The organism is Sporosarcina sp. ACRSL (assembly GCF_022346605.1).
Taxonomy (GTDB): Bacteria; Bacillota; Bacilli; order Bacillales_A; family Planococcaceae; genus Sporosarcina.
The window spans coordinates 166,917-190,134 of record NZ_JAKRNT010000008.1 but is presented as its reverse complement, the minus strand read 5'-3'; the positions used below and the strand labels follow the sequence as shown (position 1 = coordinate 190,134).

Sequence of the window (23,218 nt, the reverse complement as noted above, 5' to 3'; positions counted from 1 at the left end):
GAATGAAGGGGCTGTTCCGTGTCAATGACCGACGCGGAACAGCCCTATTCTTTATTATACAAATCGGAACGGCTCTGTATTGATTTCAGATTCAATGAATGAAACAGCATACCCTTTTTCCCGACATGCCTGTTCCATGTACTGGGCAACTCCTTCAATCATCACCTTCTCCACATGATGACCCGGATCGACAATTGCGAGATCCATCAATTCTGCATCTTGCGCACTATGGAAATCCATATCACCGGTAACGAATACATCTGCCCCACTTCGCTTTGCAGCCTTCAAATACTTACTGCCACTGCCTCCGAGTACCGCGACCTTTTGGACTGGCTTTGAAAAATCTCCGACAATCCTGACAGCTGGTACGTCCAAAGCATCTTTGACGAATTCAGCGAACTCTTTTAGTTCCATAGAAGCAGGTAATGTACCAACCCTTCCAAGTCCGAACTCTTCCGTTCGTTGGTCGAGCACGAAAAAATCATATGCAGGCTCTTCATACGGATGAGCTGCTAACATAGACTTCAGCACTTTCGACCTTAGCGGACCCGGTAGGACGACTTCGATGCGTTCTTCTGCAACCTCTTCCATTTTCCCGACTTCACCGATGAACGGGTCGGCACCTGTGGTCGGAGTAAAACGACCTATCCCTGTGGATGTGAAGCTGCATCCTGTATAATCACCGATTGCCCCTGCACCTGCGCGAGCCAACACTTCCCGTAAGTTATCAGCATGCTCGATTGGACAAAAGACCGCCAATTTATAGAGCGGATCAGATATTGTCGGCTCCATCACTTCAGTGTTCTGCAGACCTAGACGGGAAGCAAGTAGATCATTCACCCCTCCAGGTGCGACATCCAAATTCGTATGTGCGGCATAAACGGAAATATCATGTTTAATGCATTTTTCAATAAGCCTTCCTTGCGGTGTATCCGTCCAAATATGTTTCATCGGTCGAAAGATAGGGGGATGATGCGCAATAATCAAATTGGCTCCTTTATCAATCGCTTCATTTACGACCGATTCATTCACATCCAACGTAATGATGACCTTTTCGACTTGACGGTTCAACTGACCGATATGCAATCCGACCGGGTCCCAGTCTTCAGCAAACCGTTTTGGAGACCACTGTTCAAAAAGGTTAATTATTTCATGACCATTTACTTTCTTCAATTTGACAAAATCCCTCCAACCAACTCGATTTTGTTCCGTAATTGTTCCTTCTTATCATCAATTGCTTCCGTGTTCCCTGCGTTTTCTAATGAATCGAGAACCCTTTTCCATTCATCGACTTCCCGCTTCCATTTTTCGATGAAAATATCCGATTTTCTGTCGAGCAGATAAGGTCCGACCATCATTTCAAGCTCGTTATACTCGGCTTGCCCTTTTTCAAGGACGATGATTTCGTAGATTTTATGATCTTCCTTCAAAATCTGTTCGTCGATTATTTGCCAGCCGTTTTGAACGGCCCATTCGCGAATCGATAATGCGTGAATATTTGGTTGTGTGATAATTCGTTTCACGTTTTCGAGCTTTTCTATTCCATCGTTTAGAATTGTTGCAATCAAAGGACCGCCCATTCCTGCTATCGATATTGTATCGACTCCATCGCTTGGATGAACGGCTTCCAATCCATTTGCCAGCCGAACCGTAATTTCATCTGAAAGGCCTTTTTTTCGGACATTTCTCACTGCCGATTCGTATGGCCCTTTCACCACCTCGCCTGCAATCGCTTTGGATATTGTTCCTGCTTTTACTAAGCAACATGGCAAATAAGCATGATCGCTTCCGATGTCGGCGAGGGTGGCTCCTTGCTCGACAAATGAAGCAACGGCTGCTAACCGTGTTGATAATTTTTCGGAATTCAATAGATCCCCGCCTTTCTAATACTCATATTGTAAGGGAATGTTACTATATATGCCAGAAATGAAAAAAGCCATCGGAGGCTGTACAGCGCAACCGATGGCTTGCCGTTCTTATTTAAGTGATAGGATATACTCCGACAGTTGGTCGATTTGATCATCCGAGATTTTACCGCCGAATGCAGGCATTGTTGCGCCTTTACCATTTTTAATGATGTCATGGAGTTCATCTTGGGACAAGGACGTACCAACTAGGCTTGGTGCCATCGGACTTCCAGTCAAGTCACCACCATGGCAGGCGATACATTGTCCATGTGCAAATGCATCTGGATCAAAATCCTCAGCTGCAGCTCCGTCAGTTGTTTCTTCAGTTTTGCCTTCCTCATCCGCTCCGGCAATTTCATTCTTCTGCTCGATACCGTATAAGGACATGAAGAAAATAAGTCCTAATCCTAGCGCAAAAATCAGGATATAAGGTACAACAGGATTGTTTTTCATCGAATTACCCTCCTTCATCAGGAATTATTCTGTAAAAGTATACAGTGCACATCTCATATTGTACTGTATCCTGATGAAAACTGAAAGACTTATCCATGTACATTTAACCGTTTGTGACAATTTGGACAAACTTTTCTTGACTTTTCGATTCTAACAACCTATTTGTCTGGCAATGACCATACGTTGCACCTCAGACGTTCCTTCGCCGATTTCTAGCAATTTAGCATCCCGCATATAACGCTCGACTTCATATTCTTTCATGTAGCCGTAACCTCCATGGATTTGAATCGCTTGATTGGCAATTTCCATTGCTATTTCAGAAGCATATAGCTTACACATGGCAGCCTCTTTTGTGAACGGACGACCTTGGTCCTTCAACCAGGCGGCCTTATAAACCATATTTCTTGCCAATTCAACTTTCATTGCCATATCGGCCAGCTTGAATTGGGTAATCTGGAATTCTGATAATGTCTTTCCGAATTGCTTACGTTCTTTTGAATACTTCAAAGCCCTCTCAAAAGCGGCTTGCGCAATCCCTACCGCCATTGCCCCGATTCCGATCCTGCCGCCATCCAATGTAACGAGGAACTGCTTAAATCCTTCTCCACGCTTGCCTAGGAGGTTTTCTTGAGGAACTCTGACATTATCGAGTACCAATTCTGTCGTGTTGGACGCAAGTAAGCCCATCTTTTCATAATTGTCGATAATCGTGAAGCCTTCCGCATCTGTCGGAACGATGATGGCACTAATCTCCTTTTTGCCATTTTCATTTCCGGTTATTGCTGTAAGCGCCAAATGTTTAGCATAGCTCGCATTCGTTATATATACTTTCGAACCGTTTATGACAAACTCATCGCCTTCTTGTTTTGCGGTTGTCTGTGTCCCCCCGGCATCAGACCCCGCATTCGGTTCGGTGAGCCCAAATGCGCCGAATGATTCCCCCGTACATATCGGCGTCAAATATTTCTGCTTTTGCTCTTCCGTTCCGAATCGATGAATCGGAGCGCCCCCTAAGGAAATATGAGCGGAGTATGTAATGCCTGTCGAAGCGCATCCTCGGCTCAACTCTTCAGTTACAATCGCAAAGCTTATCGTATCGGCTCCCGCTCCCCCGTACTTCTCCGGGAAAGGAAGACCCATCATCCCCATTTCAGAAAGCTGTTTGAATATGTCGATAGGAAATTCCTTTGTCCGGTCCCGTTCAATTGCCCCTGGCGCGACAACTTCATCAGAAAACTCCCTGATCATCTTCCTGATCATTTGTTGTTCATCCGTCAAGTCAAAATTCATTTTCTTCATCCCCTTCGTTGTGAACGCTTACATTTTGATTATACCGAAATGATCGGCATTATCACAATCATTCTTTAGAAGGATGCTAGTTTACATTCATCATGATAAAGATAACAATCATTACTAACCCTGCGACTCCTGAAATAGTAAAGTAAAGCAATTTTAATAGCCTTCCAGCTAATAGCCACAATAAACAGTTCACGATCAACATTCCAACTAACAGGATCGTCTGCCCTTCAAAAAAGAGCGTCCATAATTTCAAGGAAATGCCGAGAATCGCGAATGCAATGAGTATGTATAATGATTGAATGAATACAGCGCGCAGTTTGACCTTCTTTTTCTTTTTTGACAGGATGGCCTCTGTTGCACTGATTTCCTGTTCATGATCCCCTTGTGTGTAAAGCGTTATGAGAAAATCACAATAATGCTCCGGAAGAAGTTTATTCTGTTTCCAGTAATTTATTTCAGCCATAATGATCTTTTTCCGCTGAACATTCATCCTATTTCGCCCCTAATCATTAGTAAAATCAATGAACGATAAAATGCACCGGCATATTGGATATGCCGGTGCGGGTGATCATTCCAGGAAATCCTTCAATCGCTTGCTGCGGGAAGGATGTCTTAGCTTCCGGAGCGCTTTCGCCTCTATTTGACGAATCCGTTCACGGGTAACGCCGAAAACTTTCCCTACTTCTTCCAACGTCCTCGTCCTGCCGTCGTCTAAACCGAAGCGCAAGCGTAATACGTTTTCCTCACGGTCTGTCAGCGTGTCCAAAACGTCTTCCAATTGTTCTTTCAATAATTCATAGGCAGCGTGATCGGATGGTGACTGTGCCTCCGAGTCTTCAATGAAATCCCCTAAGTGAGAATCGTCTTCTTCCCCAATCGGTGTTTCAAGCGAAACTGGCTCTTGTGCAATTTTTAGGATTTCACGCACTTTTTCAGCCGTCAAGTCCATTTCTTCGCCAATTTCCTCAGGTGATGGTTCGCGACCGAGATCTTGAAGCAATTGACGCTGAACGCGTATCAATTTATTAATCGTTTCGACCATATGGACAGGAATACGAATCGTACGCGCCTGATCCGCGATTGCTCTCGTAATCGCTTGACGGATCCACCAAGTCGCATACGTACTGAATTTGAACCCTTTTGTATGGTCAAATTTTTCAACAGCTTTAATAAGACCCATATTTCCTTCTTGAATCAAATCGAGGAATAGCATTCCGCGACCGACATATCTTTTTGCGATGCTGACGACGAGACGAAGGTTGGCTTCCGCAAGCTTCTTTTTAGCATTTTCACCTTTCTCGATGAGTTCTAAAAGAGCTGGATCTGATTGTTTTGTTTCAGCTAGCTTCTCTTCCGCTTCTACGCCTTCTTTGATGGCGATCGCCAATTTCACTTCTTCATCTCCGGTCAATAAGTCGACGCGGCCGATTTCTTTCAAGTACATGCGTACAGGGTCGTTGATTTTTACGCCTGGAGGAACACTCAGATCATTCAAGTCAAACTGTTCCTCATCCTTGGAATTCGCTTCCTCTTCATCTTTACGTTCCATTTCAATGCCTGCAGCATCGATTTGGTCGAGGAACTCTTCGAACTGATCAGGCTCCATTTCAAAGACGGATAGTTTTTCCGTCACTTCTTCAAGTGTCAATTCCCCTGCTTTTTTTCCAGCTTCCAATAAACCTGCTTTCACTTCATCTAATGTCATTTCGTGCTCCATTTCTCCAGATTGCTCTTTAGTCATAATACCCGTTCCTCCTTAATTCACCGGAATACGGCTTACATTGCCGATAATGATTTCCGGAGCTGTATAATTTCCCTGGCCAGCTCCAGTGCCCGGGTATGATCATTCATTTTTTCCGCTTCTTTGGACTCATGCATCATCTCTTCAATGCGTCTTTTCATCCGATGCTTTGCGAGATGATGAATGCAATCATTTATTTCCTGCTCAGCAAATTCAGGATCTCTATCAAGCATAGCTGCTTCCATGACGACTTTCCGAAGCTCCCGATCCTCTAAAGTTTCGGCGAATCTGTGGAAGTCGGGGACGCCATGCTTTTCATAAAATCCGGCGAGCTTTATGAAAATCGTGGCATATTCGTCTCGGAAGAAAAGCTCCTGATGTTCATCCCGAATTCTGTCGAATAAATTCCCATCGTTTAACAAATGGCATAACAGAAGTCTTTCAGCCCGCTCAAGGCTTGACATTTTACGGTTAGGCACTTTCACCTGAACGGCTTGTCCTTCAGAAGGAATCGCCTTCTCCTGTTTTGCCAGCTTTCCAACCTTTTTCATCAATTGTTCATGGAGAGCACTAGAGGAAACTCCTGTTTCCGTTTCCAGCTGCCTGATCATCAAATCCCTTTCAACCGGTGAGACTCTCGGTGCTAGCTCCTCAAGAACTTCGTGAATATATTGTAAAACATCGTTTTCTTGGGATAAATTTTTAGACCGTTTATAATAGGCCATTATGAATGACATGTATGAATGGGGATTACCGATTACTTTTTCAGTGAAGGATTCCCCGCCAAATGTAGAAATATATTCATCAGGGTCCATCTTCCCCGGCAATAGGGCTATTTTTGCATCCAATCCTTTTTGAGTGGATAGGACGGCAAACCTTTTTGCTGCATCCCATCCAGCATTGTCACCATCACAGCAAATGATCAATTGATTGGCGATCCGTTTCATTTTCATTACATGGGTGTCAGACAAGGATGTCCCCATGACTGCAACACTATTCATAATTCCCGCTCTTTCTGCGGCAATCGTATCCATAAAACCTTCGAACAGTATTACTTTACCCGTTTTACGGACATTAAGACGTGCGTTGTGAAAATTATAAAGCAATCGGCTCTTTTCAAAAATAGGCGTTTCTGGGCTGTTCAAGTACTTCGCTTCCTCTTTCGAGTCGGATAGTGTCCTTCCTGAGAATGCGACGACATTTCCATTATCGTCATGTAAAGGAAACATAATACGTCCTCGAAATCTATCGAAATACCCAGTTCCATCATTTTTCATTATGCAAAGTCCGGCAAGCTCCATCTCCTTCATATCAAACTTCTTGCGCTTCAACAGCTGGGTAAGGACCTCTCGATCGTCTAGCGACCACCCTATACCATACTTTTCGATATGCTCACGGGAAAATCCTCTTTGCTCTAAATAATGTAATGCTTTTTCACCCTCCACCGTATTCAGTAATAAATGACTATAAAAGTTGGCCGCAAGTGTATGAGCATCGATCATTTGCTGGAACTCATTCGACTTTGCACCTTTAAAAGATTCGCTAAAAGTGATTTCCAATTCCACGCCTGCCCGTGCAGCTAGCTTCGAAACCGCTTCTGTAAATGGACTATTTTCAATATCCATGACAAAGGTGATGGCATTGCCGCTAGCACCGCAACCGAAGCAATGGAATATTTGCTTGTCCTCTGAAACTGAAAAAGATGGAGTATTTTCCCCATGGAATGGACAAAGGCCAAACCAATTCCTGCCCCGTTTCGTCAATTGTACGTATTCGCCGACAAGGTCGACAATATCCGTTTTGGATCGGATCTCTTCAATTGTCTCTTCTGGAATTTTAGTCATCCTATCACCATTCTCTTCTCACATACTTGAATTCGAGACAGTATTCAAAAATCCTGCTTATTCGACAAAATAAATTTTGCATTAGCTAGTAACAATACGATAATAGTATTGTTCAGCAAAATACTATTGTACACAATCTGCAAAAGAAGAACCAACCATTTTATACTGGGTGGTCCTTCTTTTTGTATTTATTATAGATTGCGATTGGCAACTTCGCTTAAAATAAGGTTTGCGGTCTCCTCGACTGCTCTGTTCGAAACATCGATTACTGTACAACCAATCTTCGAAACGACTTTTTCAAAATGATCCAATTCCTGTTTGATCCGATCGATTTTCGCATAATTTGCGTCATCTTTCAAGCCGAGCGTTAGCAATCTTTCTCTCCTGATTGAATTGAGAACGCTTGGTGAAATAACTAAACCGAAGCATTTTTTCGGATCAATCTTAAATAACTCCTCAGGGGGGTCGACTTCAGGCACAAGCGGTACATTCGCCACTTTAAAACGGCGGTGTGCGAGATATTGTGACAATGGCGTTTTCGAAGTGCGTGAAACTCCGACTAAAACAATATCGGCCTTGACGACACCTCTGGGATCTCGGCCGTCATCGTATTTAACAGCAAATTCTATCGCTTCGATTTTCTTGAAATAATCCTCATCCAATTGGCGGACAAGACCTGGTTCCTCGAAAGGTTTTTGATCAAGGGATGTGCCGATTTCTTTAACAATCGGTCCTAGAAGATCAATGCATTTTAATCCATTGTTCTGGCATTCCTCTTTGATTACTTTTCGCATTCCGCTTTTCACAAGCGTATAAATGATGATAGCATGTTGTTGTTTTGCCAAATAGGCAATTTCCCGAAGTTGAGATTCATCTTCTACATGCGAAAACCGTTTTGTCGAAACCGTTTCGAGATCCTGCCTGAATTGGCTTGCCGCTGCCTTAGCTACTAAATCCGCTGTCTCGCCGACAGAATCGGAAACGATGAACAATGTTAACTTCCTCATTGTATCACTCCTCTTTCATTTTGCTTTGAAGGCAACCGCTTATAATTCATGGTCTTCCGCTAAGGAAAGGAAAGCGCGGGTAATATTCGTCTTCGTTATTCTACCGACTACGTCCAATCCACCCTCTTTCATCGTGACAACTGGAAGTGAATCGATTTGTTGTTCAATCATTTTCTTCGCAGCTTGAATGAGGGAGTCTTGTTTTTTGCAATATGTAATATTCGGCATCCTTGTCATGATGACATGAACCGGTATTTTATCAAGCTCGGTGCTGCCAAGACTCGTGCGTAACAAATCCTTGCGGGATAGAACTCCCGTTAAGTAAGAGGATTTATCTACGACAAACAGCGAGCCTACATCATCTAAGAACATTTGACAGATCGCATCGTAGACAGTCACGTTTTCATTTACGACTACCGGAATAGATTGGAAATCACCGACTTTCATTCCGATCATTCCGTCAGCAATAGATTGGGTCGGCTTTTTTCCCGAATAAAAGTAACCTACACGTGGCCTGGCATCCAAAAAGCCCGCCATTGTCAAGATTGCCAAGTCGGGTCTGATTGTAGCTCTCGCTAGACTGAGCCTTTCCGCAATCTGTTCACCAGTAATCGGACCATCCACTTTGACGATTTCTAGGATTTCAGTCTGGCGCTTATTCAATTCCATATGAATCACCGCCCTAATCGTTCAATAATATATCCTTGCTTAGTATAGCATTTTACGTCCATAATTCCTAACCGTTGGCTTTGTTTTCATCATAGAAGCTTAAATGAGCGATATGTATTAAATATTGTAGGTGAATTATAAAGTCTTAGTACAACCATTGATTTCCGTTCCGATTGGACGCTTTCCTCGGGCACGGCTTCAGCCAATCGAACAGCGCAGTGTTCGATTTGTATATTTCTGCGGTTTGTGCAGAAATATACAGCACCTTATGCTCGTAACGCTGCGCTTTTACTCGCAAAAGCCGTTCTTCGTTACGGCTTTCGCTCAGTCCAGGGTCTTCAGCTCGTGCTGTTCCCGCCGGAGTCGCCAATCTCCACTCCAATCAATTGGAAGATATGTGAAATCCTAAAACACATAGCGAAAAATGTAAAAAGAAATCCTTTTTAAAGAGCAAACAGCCGAAATAAAATATTACGCGAAAAGCTCAAGAGTATTTCGGAGAAGCAACAGGGGACAAATTTCACTAATTACAACAAGCTACTAGAAAACCTATCTATCGCGCATTAAAGGACTTCAATGGTATTAATTTTACTTGAAAAATGGCTAGCAATAAATTATTTTATTTGGTGTTTAAGTAATAAAAGCAGGATATAGGTGAAATTCAGTGTATGTTCACAATTATTTAGAAGTTGTCTCAGTTGATTGGAGAGGAAGGCGCCGACTCCTGTGGGATTAGCGGGACAGGTGAGACCCCGCAGTGGAGCGTAGCGACCGAGGAGGCTCACCGCCCGCCCCACGGAAAGCGTGCGCCTGGAGCGGAAATCAACACGTCTAAGTTTCTACTTTTTAAAAAGTGGTTTTATACACGAAGAATTACACAAAAAACTTACCCCTATTAGAGCAATAAAAATTGACTCAATCGATGCGGCCTTTATCCATTGCAGATAACGATGAAGCATGCTACACTAATAGTGAATTCAATAGGCGGAGATGGGTCTATAAGTAATGCCACTTGAGCGAACGGGGATAGTGAAAGCCCGTAAAGGCATGAAACGGCAGCCTGGAGCCAATTTTACTTAAAGAGGGTTGCTTTTTGCAGCCAATCGAGGTGGAACCGCGGGTTATTATGCACTCGTCCTCGGACAATATGTCCGAGGATGGGTGCTTTTTATTTTAATTGGAGGGATTTTCATATGTATACTATGGAGCAAATTGTCAATTTATCAAAGCAGAGAGGCTTTGTTTTTCCAGGGTCTGAGATCTACGGCGGCTTGGCGAACACTTGGGATTACGGTCCTCTCGGCATCGCGCTAAAAAACAATATTAAACGTGCATGGTGGCAAAAATTTGTACAGGAGTCTCCTTATAACGAGGGGCTAGACGCTGCTATTCTTATGAACCCGAAAGTTTGGGAAGCATCCGGTCATATCGGGAATTTTAATGATCCAATGATCGATTGCAAAAAATGTAAAACTCGTCATCGTGCAGATAAGCTCATTGAAGATGCTTTGGATGAAAAAGGTATTGAGCTCGTTGTAGATGGCATGCCTTTTGAGAAGATGGAAGAGCTTATTAAGGAACATGACATCGTTTGCCCGAATTGCGGTGCTATAGACTATACAGGCATCCGTCAGTTCAATCTGATGTTCAAAACTTCACAAGGCGTCACCGATTCATCCGCAAATGAAATCTTTTTGCGTCCAGAAACGGCTCAAGGTATTTTCGTGAACTTTAAAAACGTTCAACGGTCGATGCGCAAAAAAATGCCATTTGGAATTGCACAAATCGGTAAGAGCTTCCGTAATGAAATAACACCAGGCAACTTCACATTCCGTACCCGTGAATTCGAGCAGATGGAATTGGAATTCTTCTGCAAGCCGGGCGAAGATATGAAATGGTATGAGTATTGGAGAGATTTCTCCGAGAAATGGTTATTGGATCTTGGTTTAACAGTCGAAAATATTCGCTTGCGTGAGCATAACGAAGAAGAGCTTTCTCATTACTCAAAAGGAACGGTCGATATTGAATATAAATTCCCGTTCGGCTGGGGTGAACTATGGGGAATTGCGAACCGGACCGATTTCGATTTGTCCCGTCATATGGAGCATTCGGGCGAAGATTTCCACTATCAAGACCCGGTGACGAATGAAAAATACATTCCATACTGTATCGAGCCTTCCGTAGGAGCCGATCGGGTAACTTTGGCCTTCCTTTGCGACGCCTTTGACGAGGAAGAGCTTGAGGGAGACGACAAACGCACAGTTATGCGATTCCACCCTGCGCTGGCACCTATTAAAGCGGCAGTTCTTCCATTGTCCAAAAAGCTTTCCGAAGGCGCAGAAGAAGTATATGCCGAGTTACGCAAGCATTTCGCAACACAATATGACGACTCCCAATCGATTGGAAGACGATACCGCAGACAAGATGAAATCGGTACTCCTTTCTGTATCACATACGATTTCGATTCGGAAGAAGATCGTCAAGTAACAGTGAGACTCCGCGATTCAATGGAGCAAGTTCGGATGCCGATTGCGGACGTTAAGGAATATATTGAAAAACATCTCGTCTTTTAAACATAAAAATCGGAGGAAATAGGTCATTCACCTTTTTCCTCCGATTTTTCTTTTTGGGGCAATAGTTCAGGAGTTCGCTCCAATTGATCCAGAAATGACCGGGACTTCAACCGGACCCCCACCTGCTCGTCATAAACTGTCCGAACGATTTTTTTCATAAACTGTTTCGTCGCCTTTTTCAATTTCAATGAACCGACCTGTTGAATCGGCACGGTGAAAAAGGTTCGGATGAGCCTCAGTTGCGTCGGTGTGATTCTAACAAGGTACGGATCTATTGGGAAACACCGATGGCAAAGGAATCCGATTTCCTGAAACGAGAAAGCGAATTCTCCTTCGGTCGCTCCGCAATTGGCGCATTGATGCAGGACAGGATGGACACCAGCAACAGGCAGCATCTTCCACTCCACGAATAAAGCAATCGCTTCCGGATCATATTGTTCATTGATCGCATGCAACGCTTCATGCAACAAACCAAAGACATTTGGGCTTTGTCCATGGTCTTCCGTCAACCGGTCGATCAGCTCCGCTATATAGCTAGCATATGATGTTGCTTCTAAGTCCTCTCGGATATGCCGCATCGAGTCGATCGGTTCGCCTTGTTCAAGCGTTCCCATTCCCCGTCCGGATCGCAGCAGGTAAAATCCGTGCGTAAATGTTTGCGTTACTGCTGCCAGACGGCTCGCTGGTTTTTTTGCTCCTCTCGCCATGGCAGTCATCTTTCCTGCTTCGCGTGTGTAGAGAGTGACAATCTTATTCGATTCGCCGTATGGAATACTCTTCAGGATGATTCCTTCCCATTTATTCAGCAAGGACATCACTCCCAATCATATGAAATTGAAAAATCAATACTCGTCTTCGCGGAATCCGAATTCTCGAAGTTGGCCAGGTTTATTGCGCCAATCCTTTTGAACCTTCACCCATAGCTCCAAATACACTTTCGATCCCAAGAGCATTTCAATATCATGTCTTGCTTTTGTTCCGATTTCTTTTAATAACGCACCTTTTTTACCGATGACAATCCCCTTTTGGGAATCACGATCCACGATAATCGTCGCTGCCACATCAATAAGTTCGCGACTTTCATCCCTATCGATCTTCTCAATGACGACGGCTACCGAATGTGGAATTTCCTCACGGGTCAAATGCAAAACCTTTTCCCTTATGAATTCTGAGATGATAAAACGTTCAGGGTGATCGGTCACTTGGTCATCCGGATAATATTTCGGCCCTTCCGGTAAATAGTTCGTCAATGTCTCCATTAACCTCTCAACATTATTGCCGTTCAACGCAGACAACGGAACAACTTCCGCAAAATCATATTCCTTCGTATATGAAGTGATTGTTGTCAATAGGTCGTCAGGATGGACAAGGTCTATTTTATTGATGACAAGGAAGACTGGCGTTTTTGTGTTTTGCAATAAATCGATAATGAATTTATCGCCTCCGCCGATCGGTTCATTCGCATTCACCATGAACATGATGACATCCACTTCTTTTAGCGTATTGCGTGCCGACTTCACCATGAAATCCCCAAGCTTGTGCTTTGGCTTATGGATACCGGGTGTGTCGATGAATATCAGCTGGGAGTTTTCAGTGGTCACAACGCCTTGCACTTTGTTTCTTGTCGTTTGTGGTTTATCGCTCATAATGGCAATTTTCTGGCCGACAACGCGATTCAGAAATGTGGATTTGCCAACATTCGGACGACCAATAATCGATATAAAGCCTGATTTGAAATTATTGCTTTCCTTCTGCATAATCCAGATCCCCCTTGGAGAACGCTCCCGGAAGCAATTCCCCTACCGTCGTCTCTAACACTTTGCCATTCAAATTCGTTAAATAGACTGGCATGTCGGAATCACAAAATTCAGCCATAACTTGTCTACACGCGCCGCATGGAGAAATCGGACCTTCCGTGTCGCCGGTTACCGCCAGCGCTTTGAAGCTCATGATCCCTTCCGAGACAGCTTTGAAAAAAGCGGTCCTTTCCGCGCAATTCGTCATGCTATAGCCTGAATTCTCGATATTACAGCCGTGTATGACTTGTCCATCAGCAGTCAATAACGCAGCCCCAACTTTAAATTTCGAATATGGTACATATGCTTTTTCACGTGCTATTATTGCTTCTTCCATCAATTTTTCTTTATTCATCATTACACCTCTTTTGTTTATTACAACCATTTTGGAATGAAGATGATCATTCCGATGATTGCCGAGAAAAACGCAAAAATCAAAACGGCTCCTGCAGCTAGATCCTTTGCTTGCTCGGCAAGGGGATGTCTCTCGTTTGTAATGAGATCCACGGTCCTTTCAATAGCGGTGTTGAGTAATTCCAATGCTATCATCCCGCCAAACAGAATGAAGATGATGCACCATTCTGTCGCACTCAGTCTCGTTGCAAGTCCTGCAATCGATACAACGACTACCGCGAGGACATGGAACTTCATATTCCGTTCAGTTAAAAAACCGTGCCGAATTCCTTTCAGTGCATACTGAAAAGACTTGAAGAAAGGACGCATCTGCCTCTCACCTTTCAAGGCCGAAAGAAGCTAGGATTTCCTTCTGCCTTCCGAACATCTTCTGTTCATCTTCCTCTGTCATATGGTCGTATCCAAGAAGATGCAAGAATCCATGCAATGCAAGGAATCCGATTTCCCGTCTTTCGTCATGACCGTATTCAACCGATTGGCGTGCTGCCGTCTCAACAGAAATAAGAATGTCACCGAGAACTATAGGCATATCTTCTTCCTGGATGATTGCCACTTCCCCTTCTGTCATTTCCTCTAGCGCGAATGAAATCACATCGGTTGCCTTGTCCTTTCCTCTGTATTCAGCATTAATTTTTCGAATTTCTTCATCTGTCATAAAAGTTACGGACACTTCTGGTTGACCGGAAAGACCTTCCATTTCAGCTGCATGATCCAAAAGATTTTTTACAAGTTGCGTTATGTCTTCGGTCACTTTCCCTGTCTCATCATTAAAATAAATATCCAGCATTGTTTCGCCTTCCTTCCGATCATTCCGGATATTCAATCCGGCTATGGAAAATGCCGTTCAAAGTTTCACAAATCACGGTTTCAATTTTTTTCAATTCTTTCATCGACAAATCACATTCATCGAATTGACCATCATTCAATTTTGAAGTAATAATCGATTTAACTAATTTAGCGATTTTTTCAGGTGTCGGCTCCTTTAATGAGCGGACTGCTGCTTCAACACTATCTGCAATTGAAATGATTGCGATTTCCTTCGTTTGCGGTTTAGGTCCTGGATAGCGGAAATCATCCTCCACTACATCTTGTCCCATTTCCTTCGCCTTTACAAAGAAAAACTTTAAAAAACTCGTTCCATGATGCTGCCTTGCAATATTGACGATTTCAATTGGCATCTTATGCTTTGCCAACAGGTCCGCTCCGTCACTCGCATGGGCAATAATGATATCACGACTTTTTTCCGGTGGCAATTCATCGTGAGGGTTTATTGAGCCATGTTGATTCTCGATGAAAAATCCAGGCCGTAACGTCTTTCCGATATCATGGTAATAGCTTCCGACCCTCGCCAACAATCCATCTGCACCTACAGATTCACAAGCGGCGTCTGCCAAGTTTGCCACCATAACACTATGATGGTATGTACCTGGTGTTTCAGTCAGTACCTTTTTCAAAAGCGGATGATTCGGATTCGATAATTCTATGAGTCTCATATCCGAAAGGAGCCCAAAAGCGGATTCGAAAAAAGGAATGAGCCCGATTGTCAATGCTCCCGAAATAATCCCCGACGTGACCGCTGCAATTAAGTAAAAGAGCAGTTCGGATAAATTATACGTCGATTGGGTCATCAATAAATAGAAACCTATAAATAGAATGTTAGAAATCGACACATAGAGGCTTGTCCGTAAAATATTCGACCTTCTACCGTTATTCCCTAACACATATATGCTGACGATTCCGCTAAGTAAAATATAGAGGGCAATTTCCATTTGCATAATTGCCGAGAAACCTTCCAATAGCATAATGCCTGCCGTAGCGGCTGTAATGATCGTCATCATGAAAGCGAGTCTTTCATTCGTCAATAGCTTTACAAGCAACGGTGCGAGTGCAGTAGGAAATAAGAAAGCGACTTGCACATCGAACTCTTTATCAATTAAACTAATAAGCTTCATGATGATTACGAGAATGAAAAAGATCGAATAGACGATCAGCAGTGATTTCTTTTTCTTATTATGATCTTCACGCCACGTTAAAAAATGCATGTAAACGATAGCTGATACGAAGAAAACATACAAGATGAGGCCTGCCATCGGCTTTGTGGAAGACTGATTTGTCAATAGACCCGTCAATTCCAATTGCCTGTAAATTTCGGAATCGATGAATTGCCCTTCTCGTACAATCACTTGACCTTGCAAGATCCTTGTCGGCTCGACCGCATTTTTTTCTTCTTCGATTCGTTTATCAGTTAGCTCTTTGTTAATCGTTTCCGTTTCGACGACGAGCGATCTTCCAAGAGTGATGAGGGTCTGCAATTCAGCTGGTGGTATCGCTTCAGACAAACGAAGTTTCCTTTCCACTTCATATCGGACTGTCGACAAATCACCCGTTCTTACAGGCTTGGAAAGCTCTTCACTGATAATTTTTGCGATCTCGTTCTGGATTTTACGCAATACCGAGACATCCCTTGATAACAAACTTGCAATGGCATCATCGGTAAGACGAAGGCCCGGTTCTTCTTCTTCCAACTTCTTGAGTTTCTCCCGAATATCTTTAATTTGCTCAGAACGGCTCTTCGCTTTTTTGTCTAGATTTTCGGCGTCAGGGACATTTTCCTGCTTCTCTTCAATGAGAAAATCGAAAAGTGAGACAGCAATAGCTGCCCGATTCTTCGCTACATCCTCTGAAAATTGATAGAACGGAGTAACTTCCGATTCGATTCTACGTTTCTCCTGCTCAGTCTTCACTGTATCTTCTACAGTTTTCAGAGAGCGTATCGTCTTCGGTGAAATTTTGAATTCATGGAGCTCATACGTTTCCTGTTTTACGTTGCCGTACATGAGGGAAAATAATGCGATAGCTGCTAGTAGAACGACGAATAGCAATAAGTATTTGAATTTTAAGGATTTGAAAAGTTTAATGATGGGTGTGAACACAAACAATCCCCCCTATCTCTCTTTCTCTTTTCGTTATCAATTATGAAAAAGCAGTCATTTTACGATGACTGCTCACTTTCATAAGCTTCGATAATTTTTGCAACAATTGGATGTCGTACGACGTCACCCTGCTCCAAATATTGAAATTTAATTTCAGGGACTTTTTTAAGAATCGTTTCAGAGGCGTTCAGGCCTGATTCGACGCCACGCGGCAAATCAATTTGGGTCTTGTCTCCAGTAATCACCATTTTTGAACCAAAACCTAAGCGTGTCAAAAACATCTTCATTTGTGCTTTGGTCGTATTTTGTGCCTCGTCAAGGATGACGAATGCATCGTCAAGCGTACGGCCCCTCATATATGCTAACGGAGCGATTTCAATGACCCCTCGCTCAATGAGCCGTTCAGTATGCTCGGCCCCTAGTACGTCGTGTAGGGCATCATATAAGGGACGTAAATAAGGATCTACCTTTTCTTTCAAATCACCGGGAAGAAAGCCTAAACTTTCACCAGCCTCAACAGCAGGCCGCGTCAAAATAATCCGTTTGACGGTACCTGTCTTCATTGCTTGTACTGCAAGTACCACAGCGAGATACGTCTTTCCGGTTCCGGCAGGCCCAATACAGAAAACGAGGTCATTTTTCCGGATGGCTTGAATATATTCCCGCTGGCCGATCGTCTTCGCACGAATTGCCTTTCCCTTTGCAGTTCTTGCGATTTCCTCATCATATAACTCGGCAAAATACTCTATCGTTCCGTTTTTGACCATTTCAATTGCTGTGGAAATATCTCGTAAATTGATATTGATGCCTTTACGGATTACTTTCAATAGCTGCTCCAAGAGATATTTTCCTTCAATGATATCTTTTTCTTCCCCGGCAAGTGATATCGTATCTCCACGGGTAAGAATGGAAATATTCATGGACTCTTCAATCAATTTCATATTTTGATCGGATATACCGAGAAGCATGACAGCCTCATTCGGCTCCTCGATATGAAGTTGAATCAGTTGTTCGCTCAATAGTTTCAGTCTCCTTGGGATAACGGTCTTTTTATCGCTATATTCTCATTCATTAAAAACAATATAGTCCCCTCAACTGTATCATTTTCGAACGTCAAGTGTAAAATATTTTCATCTTTTATGATGAGGTCGGATTGTGTTTCATTCAGAATTTTATATTTTAGTAACGGAATGATTACATCCTCTTCCATACCTTCCACCAGCTCAAATTGGTCACGGCGGTCTTCCCTATATCTTTCGGTTTGCATGAAAGGCCGAAATGAAGGCAGCCTTCCCTCGTTCCAAACGATTGGGGACTGCCAATGGATGACTACATTTTCCTCCCCAAGTAAATAATAATCGACTGTTTTAGGAATTTTAAACGAATATTCCATCCAAAAATCGGCATACACAGAACCTTCCGCTCCGACTATTGATCGTTTATTGCCTTGCTCCAAAATACCAGTAGCAAGCAAATCGCCTTTTTTTACAGTTTGATGAACACGGGCTACCCTTTCACCACTGCTCAATTTAAAACCTGTTATGACTCCACCCGTACGTGCGATAAGGTCAGAAGGAGAGCTGGTTTTTTCGATACTTTCATTTAATTTAGGAGAAAGCATCGGTATGACTGTCAATGTACTACCGGACCTTTTGAAGCGCACCCAAGAAAGGGATTGATCTTCAGACATGAGTGCCCTGCGGATCTCCCCTTCGTCTGGAATCATAGACAGTGGCCGGAACAATGAAATTGAGTTTTCCTCCAATTTTTCGCTAATCCGTTCGGAAACTTCAGGGACATCTGTTTCAATTTCAATTTTCCATAAAAATAATGAAGCAATTAGGGGAATGATGCATGCAATAATAAAACGAAATGATGTAAAGAGCCTTTTTTCTACTGCCCCTTCGTCAGCAGGTCGAATAGATATTTTCATTTTATACCGACGTCTATGCTTCCGTATGAATTGAATACCTTTTTTATCGGTCCTGAACTTAATCCCTTTTCCTGATTCCATAGCTCCGGAAATTTTCACGCCTTCACGAGCAAGAAATGTCAGAAATCTGGATGGATCCGTTTTACCAGTGAGAACAACATTATAGCGCTTATGAATCATAGATTCTGGCCATCTTTCATTTCTTTGACCGTTACGGCTTTCAACGTATCAAAAGAGAATACCGCCATTTCTTCCGATAACGTTTCGACGATAAGTTCATCACCCGTTGCCTCAATGACATGGTCATCACACCGGATCACCGCATAATCAGGACCCAGTTTCAATAATAAATAGGGACCCGTAATCCTAACCGAATCAAATTCTTCAATTGTTACTGATGAGTTCATTTTAAATAATTTTTTCAAGATAAAACCCCCTATCCAAGCCTATGATTTGGATAGGGGGTCAATGATTATTGTTTTGATTTGGGAGGCCCCAAAATTTCAGCGAAAATGATTCCTTTGATCAAGTCCTGTTCTGTTTTTGGAATCAAATCGCTATGCGCAACTTGCACATTTGAGACATGGCTTCCTTGATGAGCTGTTAACCGTCCTCGATGCGATTCCCGAGAAGAAGACCGGGCATTTTTCTGATCGGTTTGAACCGATATTGCATTCGCATTCTCCCGTCTATCGGCTTTTATTACTTCAGTTGGGAGCGAAACAACCGGTGGTGGCGTCTGTTTAGGAGACTGCCTGCTCGGCGGTTCATCGATTTCGGTTTGAAATTCACGCTGGATCTCTTGGTACATCTCCTGCGTCATTTCTTTCAGCTTCCGCATAGGGTCAGGAGTGCCTGTCTGTGCTGTCTGCTGTCTTTTCTGCGTCTTAGGTGCTTGTTCAGGCTTCTTCCCTTTGAAGAGCATACTGATAAGCCCTAGGACGGCTAAAATAATTAGTTGTTCCATCTGTGCATCCCCTTTCCGGGAATTTTCCGCTCAAACGTCACTCTTTGTTCCCATCAGGTTTTTTCTGATCGACGCCGACTTTACTTATAGAATCACGCATACTCGTATCGGCTTGGATATTTTTGTAGTTCATATAATCCATGATGCCGATGTTACCTGTGCGGAGTGCTTCTGCCATCGCAAGAGGAACTTCGGCTTCCGCTCCGACCACTTTCGCACGCATCTCTTGGACTTTCGCTTTCATTTCCTGTTCATTCGCAACAGCCATTGCCCGGCGTTCTTCCGCTTTCGCCTGTGCAATGTTTTTATCCGCCATGGCCTGTTCTGTCTGAAGCTCAGCACCGATGTTTTTACCGATATCAACATCAGCGATATCAATAGATAGGATTTCAAAAGCTGTTCCAGAATCAAGACCTTTTGATAAGACCGTTTGAGAAATCAAATCCGGATTTTCTAATACTTTTGCATGGTTGACGGAAGCACCGATTGTCGAGATGATCCCTTCACCAACACGGGCGATGACCGTTTCTTCACCAGCACCACCGACGAGACGGTCAATGTTGGCACGTACTGTAATACGGGCTTTCGCTTTTACTTCAATTCCGTTCAATGCAACACCAGCAATAAACGGTGTTTCAATAACTTTCGGATTAACCGACATTTGTACCGCTTCGAGAACATCACGTCCTGCTAGGTCGATAGCTGCTGCACGTTCAAATGTCAACTCGATATTCGCGCGATGCGCAGCGATCAATGCGTTGACAACACGGTCGACGTTACCACCCGCCAAGTAGTGGCTCTCAAGTTGGTTGATCCCTACAGTGAGACCTGCTTTATGCGCCTTGATTAGCGGATTGACAACTCTGCTCGGAATAACCCGACGAAGACGCATACCGATTAATGTGAAAATACTTACACGGACCCCAGCTGCTAATGCGGAAATCCATAGTGTAACTGGTACTAAGGTGAAAAACACTGACAAAATGATAATGACTCCAATGATGATGGCAATCGTAAGAATCATACTTCCGGTACCTAATAGTGCACCCATTATTTACTCTCCCCTTTTTCTTCGACTTCCCGAACGACAATCCGGGATCCTTCAACCTTTACAATGATAACATGTTTTCCCCTATCGATATAGCTTCCTTGTGAAACGACATCGATTCGCTCGCCTTCCATGTCGATCGTGCCGGAAGGACGGAGAGGAGTGATTGCGATTGCTTTTTTGCCGAGCAACTCCACACGGTTGACATTCGACACATAGCCGCTTTCGGTATCCGTCGAATCCATGAGAACGACTTTGTTCAGCAAGTGCAGCTTCCTTCCAAAAAATTTCATAATGATCACCATCCCGCTGACGGCAACTGCAATCGCGATCAGGACGGAATACGCCATATACATCGGATTGCCACCCGCCAAAATGATACTTACAACGATAGCGACCGCCCCTAGGACGCCTGCTATCCCACCCGCCAAGAAAAACTCAAGTATGACAAGCACAACTCCGATGATGAACAAAATCAGCGTTTCATACCCTGCAAGTCCAGCAATGAGATGCCCGAAAAAGAACAGCAATAATGCTGAAATCGCCATCGTTCCCGGAACACCGAACCCTGGTGAATACAGCTCTAATACGAGGCCAAGACCCGCGATCGAAAGAAGTATCGGCACGACAATTGGATGTGTGACGAACCTCGCAATTCCTTCTGTGAAAGTCACTTGCGTCTGGACGATTTCAGCGTTTTCCAACCCATTCAATTGCAAAATCTCCTGGACAGAGGAAACAGTCCCCTCACTATAACCGACTTCGGGATCTGCCGCTTCGCTTGCTGTCAATGTCAATAACTGACCTTCACCTGCACGGTATTCTGGCATATCGATAGACGGTTCTGCCATAGCTTCTGCAAACTTTGGATTGCGGTTATGCGATTCGGCAGCACTTATCATTTCGGCCACCCAAAGGCTATGCGCTTTCACGTCCACTGCATTTCCTGTAGTTCCTTCAACTGCTTGGGCTGCACCGATCTTGCCATTTGGCGACATATAGATCTTGTCAGCATGGAGTGCGATGTATGCACCAGCGGAAATTGCCTTGTGATTAATATAGGCAATGATATCAGGATCCGTCTCATCCATTAGTTTACCGATTTCTCCTGCCGCGTCGACAAAGCCTCCATTTGTATTGATTTCGAGGATGATTGCTTTGGCTCCGGCTTCCTCTGCCTCATTGAAGGATCGCTTCAAATAGGCATGAAGGCCTTTTTCCACTTCCTTGTTTAGTTTCACATGGTATACTTTTTCGGCCGCAGCCTCGGTAGGTGTAAAAGGGATTGAAATCGCGGATAAGACTAAAATGAACAGGAGAAACTTCCCTATCATTTTACGCATTCGTTCATTCACCTCTTTCTTTAACAACATTATACCTTCTTTACGTATCACTTGTTAAAAAGTTTCATTTCAAGTAAAAATGATTTATTGCGAATTGAAATTGCTCTTAACTGTACAAAAACCGGAAAATCCAATAGGATTTTCCGGTTTCATTCATAAACATACTTATTTTTGTTAGTCAATATGGACAAAGATTAGTATTTACGCTTACGAGCAGCCTCAGACTTCTTTTTACGTTTGACACTTGGCTTCTCATAGAACTCACGCTTTCTTACCTCTTGTATTGTACCACTTTTTGATACAGTACGTTTGAAGCGGCGAAGAGCATCTTCAAGCGATTCATTTTTGCGAACGACAGTTTTCGTCATATCTCTTGTCCCTCCCTCCGAGCACACTTCGAAACAAGGCGTTACTCCTTGTACTAAAAAATTATAACGTACTATCTGCTAGTGGTCAATAAAAAACTTCCAAAATATCTTTGCAAAATAGGAAATTTTACTTTGTTTTGGGGAGAAGCCCAATCAATACGCAGAATTGCCTTGCAACCCTTGCATGATTTGGACGCCTGAACTTGCGCCAATCCTTGTCGCCCCAACCTCGATCATCTTTTTCATATCCTCGAAGCTACGGACTCCTCCTGAGGCTTTAACACCCATTTCGGGACCGACGACACCTCTCATTAATTTGACATCTTCAACAGTTGCCCCACCAGTGGAAAATCCAGTTGACGTTTTGACAAAATCGGCTCCGGCAACCCGTGACAGTTCGCAAGCTTTTCTTTTTTCCTGATCGGTAAGCAATGACGTTTCAATAATTACTTTCACGATTGCCTTTCCTTTTGCCGCATTCACGACAGCTGAAATATCTTGTTTCACAAGTTCATCGTCACCGCTTTTTAGCGCTCCGATATTGATGACCATGTCAATTTCTCCCGCTCCGTTTTCAATCGCATCGTTCGTTTCAAATGCTTTCACCGCACTTGTTGATGCACCTAACGGAAAACCGATTACTGTACATACTTTTACAGAAGACCCTTTTAAGATATCTGCGGCCGTTTTGACCCAAGCCGGGTTGACGCACACCGACGCGAACGAATACGTTTTCGCTTCCTCGCAAAGTTTTTCGATTTCCTCTTTTGTCGCATCCGCTTTTAGTAATGTATGGTCGATGTATGCTGCGTATTGTTGATTCAACGTAATTTCCTCCTCCAGTTGTACGTACCTCTTTCATCATAGCAAATATAGGTTTTCTTCGCATCAAAAAACAGTCCACCCAACATCGGATGAACCGT

Annotated in this window: 25 protein-coding genes; 1 reads left to right on the top strand and 24 read right to left on the bottom strand. The window is 43.5% G+C overall.

Annotated elements, in window-relative coordinates:
• Window positions 1-54: 54 nt before the first annotated feature.
• The 10 genes from MHZ92_RS13375 to MHZ92_RS13330 all read right to left on the bottom strand — a co-directional run bounded on the left by MHZ92_RS13375 (window position 55) and on the right by MHZ92_RS13330 (window position 9,302).
• Window positions 55-1,173, bottom strand: a complete 1,119-nt coding sequence (locus MHZ92_RS13375) for a Nif3-like dinuclear metal center hexameric protein (protein WP_239432217.1) — start codon at window positions 1,171-1,173, stop codon at window positions 55-57.
• Window positions 1,170-1,868, bottom strand: a complete 699-nt coding sequence (locus MHZ92_RS13370; RefSeq protein ID WP_239432216.1) for a tRNA (adenine(22)-N(1))-methyltransferase — start codon at window positions 1,866-1,868, stop codon at window positions 1,170-1,172. The genes MHZ92_RS13375 and MHZ92_RS13370 overlap by 4 nt, the downstream gene beginning before the upstream one ends.
• 108 nt (window positions 1,869-1,976) lie before the next feature.
• Window positions 1,977-2,360 (bottom strand): c-type cytochrome, encoded by a 384-nt coding sequence (locus MHZ92_RS13365; RefSeq protein WP_239432215.1) that lies wholly within the window; start codon window positions 2,358-2,360, stop codon window positions 1,977-1,979.
• A gap of 150 nt (window positions 2,361-2,510) precedes the next feature.
• Entirely contained in the window at window positions 2,511-3,650 is a 1,140-nt protein-coding gene (locus MHZ92_RS13360) for an acyl-CoA dehydrogenase (RefSeq protein ID WP_239432214.1), read from the bottom strand.
• 85 nt (window positions 3,651-3,735) lie between these two features.
• Window positions 3,736-4,149, bottom strand: a complete 414-nt coding sequence (locus MHZ92_RS13355; RefSeq protein ID WP_239432213.1) for a hypothetical protein — start codon at window positions 4,147-4,149, stop codon at window positions 3,736-3,738.
• Window positions 4,150-4,227: 78 nt separating this feature from the next.
• A complete protein-coding gene (gene rpoD, locus MHZ92_RS13350) occupies window positions 4,228-5,400 on the bottom strand; it encodes an RNA polymerase sigma factor RpoD (RefSeq protein WP_239432212.1) in 1,173 nt (390 codons plus the stop codon).
• Between the two features lie 35 nt (window positions 5,401-5,435).
• Window positions 5,436-7,244, bottom strand: coding sequence for a DNA primase (gene dnaG, locus MHZ92_RS13345; protein ID WP_239432211.1), 1,809 nt, complete (start codon window positions 7,242-7,244; stop codon window positions 5,436-5,438).
• Window positions 7,245-7,435: 191 nt separating this feature from the next.
• Window positions 7,436-8,251 carry a pyruvate, water dikinase regulatory protein gene (locus tag MHZ92_RS13340; protein ID WP_239432210.1) on the bottom strand — a complete coding sequence of 272 codons (816 nt, stop codon included), beginning with the start codon at window positions 8,249-8,251 and terminating at the stop codon, window positions 7,436-7,438.
• A 39-nt stretch (window positions 8,252-8,290) separates the two neighbouring features.
• Window positions 8,291-8,920 carry a helix-turn-helix transcriptional regulator gene (locus tag MHZ92_RS13335; protein WP_255723534.1) on the bottom strand — a complete coding sequence of 210 codons (630 nt, stop codon included), beginning with the start codon at window positions 8,918-8,920 and terminating at the stop codon, window positions 8,291-8,293.
• A 145-nt stretch (window positions 8,921-9,065) separates the two neighbouring features.
• Window positions 9,066-9,302, bottom strand: coding sequence for a hypothetical protein (locus MHZ92_RS13330; RefSeq protein ID WP_239432208.1), 237 nt, complete (start codon window positions 9,300-9,302; stop codon window positions 9,066-9,068).
• Window positions 9,303-10,113: 811 nt separating this feature from the next.
• On the opposite strand from MHZ92_RS13330, the gene MHZ92_RS13325 reads away from it, so the two are divergent.
• A complete protein-coding gene (locus tag MHZ92_RS13325) occupies window positions 10,114-11,493 on the top strand; it encodes a glycine--tRNA ligase (RefSeq protein ID WP_239432207.1) in 1,380 nt (459 codons plus the stop codon).
• A gap of 23 nt (window positions 11,494-11,516) precedes the next feature.
• On the opposite strand, the gene recO is transcribed toward MHZ92_RS13325, so the two are convergent.
• The 14 genes from recO to deoC all read right to left on the bottom strand — a co-directional run bounded on the left by recO (window position 11,517) and on the right by deoC (window position 23,120).
• The gene (recO, locus tag MHZ92_RS13320; RefSeq protein WP_239432206.1) at window positions 11,517-12,302 is read right to left on the bottom strand and encodes a DNA repair protein RecO; all 786 of its coding nucleotides are present in this window, start codon (window positions 12,300-12,302) and stop codon (window positions 11,517-11,519) included.
• Between the two features lie 33 nt (window positions 12,303-12,335).
• The gene (gene era / locus MHZ92_RS13315; protein ID WP_239432205.1) at window positions 12,336-13,250 is read right to left on the bottom strand and encodes a GTPase Era; all 915 of its coding nucleotides are present in this window, start codon (window positions 13,248-13,250) and stop codon (window positions 12,336-12,338) included.
• The gene (locus MHZ92_RS13310) at window positions 13,231-13,644 is read right to left on the bottom strand and encodes a cytidine deaminase (protein ID WP_239432204.1); all 414 of its coding nucleotides are present in this window, start codon (window positions 13,642-13,644) and stop codon (window positions 13,231-13,233) included. The genes era and MHZ92_RS13310 overlap by 20 nt, the downstream gene beginning before the upstream one ends.
• Before the next feature lie 20 nt (window positions 13,645-13,664).
• Entirely contained in the window at window positions 13,665-14,012 is a 348-nt protein-coding gene (locus MHZ92_RS13305) for a diacylglycerol kinase family protein (RefSeq protein ID WP_239432203.1), read from the bottom strand.
• Between the two features lie 7 nt (window positions 14,013-14,019).
• Complete coding sequence (gene ybeY, locus MHZ92_RS13300; RefSeq protein WP_239432284.1) at window positions 14,020-14,490, bottom strand: rRNA maturation RNase YbeY; 471 nt, start codon at window positions 14,488-14,490, stop codon at window positions 14,020-14,022.
• Window positions 14,491-14,509: 19 nt separating this feature from the next.
• Window positions 14,510-16,636 carry an HD family phosphohydrolase gene (locus tag MHZ92_RS13295; protein WP_239432202.1) on the bottom strand — a complete coding sequence of 709 codons (2,127 nt, stop codon included), beginning with the start codon at window positions 16,634-16,636 and terminating at the stop codon, window positions 14,510-14,512.
• 59 nt (window positions 16,637-16,695) lie between these two features.
• Window positions 16,696-17,655 carry a PhoH family protein gene (locus MHZ92_RS13290; protein WP_239432201.1) on the bottom strand — a complete coding sequence of 320 codons (960 nt, stop codon included), beginning with the start codon at window positions 17,653-17,655 and terminating at the stop codon, window positions 16,696-16,698.
• A 5-nt stretch (window positions 17,656-17,660) separates the two neighbouring features.
• The gene (locus MHZ92_RS13285) at window positions 17,661-18,749 is read right to left on the bottom strand and encodes a sporulation protein YqfD (protein WP_239432200.1); all 1,089 of its coding nucleotides are present in this window, start codon (window positions 18,747-18,749) and stop codon (window positions 17,661-17,663) included.
• Complete coding sequence (locus tag MHZ92_RS13280) at window positions 18,746-18,994, bottom strand: hypothetical protein (protein WP_239432199.1); 249 nt, start codon at window positions 18,992-18,994, stop codon at window positions 18,746-18,748. The genes MHZ92_RS13285 and MHZ92_RS13280 overlap by 4 nt, the downstream gene beginning before the upstream one ends.
• A 47-nt stretch (window positions 18,995-19,041) precedes the next feature.
• Window positions 19,042-19,536 (bottom strand): hypothetical protein, encoded by a 495-nt coding sequence (locus MHZ92_RS13275; protein ID WP_239432198.1) that lies wholly within the window; start codon window positions 19,534-19,536, stop codon window positions 19,042-19,044.
• Window positions 19,537-19,573: 37 nt separating this feature from the next.
• Window positions 19,574-20,560, bottom strand: a complete 987-nt coding sequence (gene floA / locus MHZ92_RS13270; RefSeq protein ID WP_370644725.1) for a flotillin-like protein FloA — start codon at window positions 20,558-20,560, stop codon at window positions 19,574-19,576.
• A 26-nt stretch (window positions 20,561-20,586) separates the two neighbouring features.
• Complete coding sequence (locus MHZ92_RS13265; protein ID WP_239432283.1) at window positions 20,587-21,927, bottom strand: NfeD family protein; 1,341 nt, start codon at window positions 21,925-21,927, stop codon at window positions 20,587-20,589.
• A 194-nt stretch (window positions 21,928-22,121) separates the two neighbouring features.
• Window positions 22,122-22,295 carry a 30S ribosomal protein S21 gene (rpsU, locus tag MHZ92_RS13260; RefSeq protein ID WP_239432196.1) on the bottom strand — a complete coding sequence of 58 codons (174 nt, stop codon included), beginning with the start codon at window positions 22,293-22,295 and terminating at the stop codon, window positions 22,122-22,124.
• A gap of 153 nt (window positions 22,296-22,448) precedes the next feature.
• A complete protein-coding gene (gene deoC / locus MHZ92_RS13255; protein ID WP_239432195.1) occupies window positions 22,449-23,120 on the bottom strand; it encodes a deoxyribose-phosphate aldolase in 672 nt (223 codons plus the stop codon).
• Between the last annotated feature and the right edge of the window lie 98 nt (window positions 23,121-23,218).

What these genes read in the sequence shown, in the direction of transcription:
- MHZ92_RS13365 (WP_239432215.1), bottom strand. Translation starts at nt 2,360, where the DNA reads ATGAAAAACAATCCTGTTGTACCTTATATCCTGATTTTTGCGCTAGGA.
- MHZ92_RS13360 (WP_239432214.1), bottom strand. Translation starts at nt 3,650, where the DNA reads ATGAATTTTGACTTGACGGATGAACAACAAATGATCAGGAAGATGATC.
- MHZ92_RS13355 (WP_239432213.1), bottom strand. Translation starts at nt 4,149, where the DNA reads ATGAATGTTCAGCGGAAAAAGATCATTATGGCTGAAATAAATTACTGG.
- rpoD (WP_239432212.1), bottom strand. Translation starts at nt 5,400, where the DNA reads ATGACTAAAGAGCAATCTGGAGAAATGGAGCACGAAATGACATTAGAT.
- dnaG (WP_239432211.1), bottom strand. Translation starts at nt 7,244, where the DNA reads ATGACTAAAATTCCAGAAGAGACAATTGAAGAGATCCGATCCAAAACG.
- MHZ92_RS13340 (WP_239432210.1), bottom strand. Translation starts at nt 8,251, where the DNA reads ATGAGGAAGTTAACATTGTTCATCGTTTCCGATTCTGTCGGCGAGACA.
- MHZ92_RS13335 (WP_255723534.1), bottom strand. Translation starts at nt 8,920, where the DNA reads ATGGAATTGAATAAGCGCCAGACTGAAATCCTAGAAATCGTCAAAGTG.
- MHZ92_RS13325 (WP_239432207.1), top strand. Translation starts at nt 10,114, where the DNA reads ATGTATACTATGGAGCAAATTGTCAATTTATCAAAGCAGAGAGGCTTT.
- era (WP_239432205.1), bottom strand. Translation starts at nt 13,250, where the DNA reads ATGCAGAAGGAAAGCAATAATTTCAAATCAGGCTTTATATCGATTATT.
- MHZ92_RS13310 (WP_239432204.1), bottom strand. Translation starts at nt 13,644, where the DNA reads ATGAATAAAGAAAAATTGATGGAAGAAGCAATAATAGCACGTGAAAAA.
- MHZ92_RS13305 (WP_239432203.1), bottom strand. Translation starts at nt 14,012, where the DNA reads ATGCGTCCTTTCTTCAAGTCTTTTCAGTATGCACTGAAAGGAATTCGG.
- ybeY (WP_239432284.1), bottom strand. Translation starts at nt 14,490, where the DNA reads ATGCTGGATATTTATTTTAATGATGAGACAGGGAAAGTGACCGAAGAC.
- MHZ92_RS13285 (WP_239432200.1), bottom strand. Translation starts at nt 18,749, where the DNA reads ATGATTCATAAGCGCTATAATGTTGTTCTCACTGGTAAAACGGATCCA.
- MHZ92_RS13275 (WP_239432198.1), bottom strand. Translation starts at nt 19,536, where the DNA reads ATGGAACAACTAATTATTTTAGCCGTCCTAGGGCTTATCAGTATGCTC.
- floA (WP_370644725.1), bottom strand. Translation starts at nt 20,560, where the DNA reads ATGATTCTTACGATTGCCATCATCATTGGAGTCATTATCATTTTGTCA.
- MHZ92_RS13265 (WP_239432283.1), bottom strand. Translation starts at nt 21,927, where the DNA reads ATGCGTAAAATGATAGGGAAGTTTCTCCTGTTCATTTTAGTCTTATCC.
- rpsU (WP_239432196.1), bottom strand. Translation starts at nt 22,295, where the DNA reads ATGACGAAAACTGTCGTTCGCAAAAATGAATCGCTTGAAGATGCTCTT.